Source organism: Streptomyces sp. NPDC058375, from assembly GCF_042723425.1.
Classification (GTDB): domain Bacteria; phylum Actinomycetota; class Actinomycetes; order Streptomycetales; family Streptomycetaceae; genus Streptomyces; species Streptomyces durocortorensis.
Genome location: NZ_JBHXJG010000492.1, coordinates 1 through 1,402, shown reverse-complemented (window position 1 = coordinate 1,402; position 1,402 = coordinate 1). Strand labels below are relative to the sequence as shown.

Sequence of the window (1,402 nt, the reverse complement as noted above, 5' to 3'; positions counted from 1 at the left end):
GTGCCGCCCCTCCTCGCGTCAGCGTTCGATCAGCGGTCAGGCCTTGGCGGAACCGTCCGCGGGCCCGTCCTGGTCGTCGCGGCCTTCGGGGGCGTCCTCGGTGAGAGGCGCCTCGTCCGTCTCGTCGTCCCCGAGGACGTCGACGAACTCCACACCGTCCAGCTCGGCGAGCCGGTCCGACGCGTCGGTGGAGCCGTCCTTGTCCGCCTCCAGCGCCTTCCCGAACCACTCCCGGGCCTCGTCCTCGCGCCCGGCCTCCAGCAGGGCGTCCGCGTACGCGTACCGCAGACGCGGGGTCCACGGCTGCACGGAGCTGGACGCCAGCTCGGGGCTCTGGAGCGTCACGATGGCGGCATCGATCTGGCCCATGTCCCGGCGTGCCCCGGCGGCCACCAGCCGCATCTCGACCTGACCGGCCTTGTCCAGCTTCTGCACTTCGGGGTCGCCGGCCATGGCCATCGCCCGCTCGGGCCGCCCGAGCCCGCGCTCGCAGTCCGCCATGACGGGCCACAGGTCCACGGACCCGGTCATCCGCCGGGCCGCCCGGAACTCGGCCAGCGCCTCGGCGTACTTCTGCGTCGCGTACGCCGCGAACCCGGCCGCCTCACGCACAGCAGCCACACGGGACGCGAGCCGGAGAGCGATACGGGAGTACGCGTACGCCTCCTCGGGGTCCTCGTCGATCAGCCGGGCCACCATGACGAGGTTGCGCGCGACATCCTCGGCAAGGGTCTTCGGCAGGCTCATGAGCTCCTGGCGCACGTCCTTGTCGATCTCGTCGCCCGTGACGTCGTCCGGAATCGGCAGCCGCTTGATCGGCTCACGGTCGCGGTCCCGGTCATCGCGCCCCCGGAAACCGCCACGGTCCCGGTCGTCGCGCTGACCGCCGCGGTATCCGCCGCGGTCGTCACGACGGAACCCACCACCGGAGCTGCCACCCCGGCCCCGGTCGTCGCGACGGAAGCCGCCGCCGGAGGGCCGATCGTCATCGCGACGGGGACCGCGGGGCTGGTCGTCGCGGCGGTCGAAGCCACCGCTGGGACGGCCACCACGGTCATCACGCTGCTGACCACCCCGGTACCCACCACGGTCATCATCACGACGAGGCCCACGATCCCGATCCCGGTCATCACGACGGAACCCACCACCGGAACCGCCACCGCGGTTGTCATCACGACGGAACCCACCGCTGGAACCGCCACCACGGTTGTCATCACGACGGAACCCACCACCGGAGGGCCGGCTGTCGTCGCGACGGAAGCCGCCACCGGAAGGCCGATCGTCATCGCGACGGGGGCCACGCGGACGGTCGTCGCGGCGGTCGAAGCCACCGCTGGGACGGCCACCACGGTCATCACGCTGCTGACCACCCCGGTACCCACCACGGTCATCATCACGACGA

The 1,402-nt window shown here is 72.0% G+C and carries 2 protein-coding genes; both read right to left on the bottom strand.

Features of this window, described 5'->3' with window-relative positions:
* Positions 1 to 36: 36 nt before the first annotated feature.
* The gene (locus ACFWM7_RS35285; protein ID WP_383268875.1) at positions 37 to 747 is read right to left on the bottom strand and encodes a tetratricopeptide repeat protein; all 711 of its coding nucleotides are present in this window, start codon (positions 745 to 747) and stop codon (positions 37 to 39) included.
* Positions 744 to 1,358, bottom strand: coding sequence for a hypothetical protein (locus ACFWM7_RS35280; RefSeq protein ID WP_383268873.1), 615 nt, complete (start codon positions 1,356 to 1,358; stop codon positions 744 to 746). Before ACFWM7_RS35280 ends, ACFWM7_RS35285 begins: the two co-directional genes overlap by 4 nt.
* Between the last annotated feature and the right edge of the window lie 44 nt (positions 1,359 to 1,402).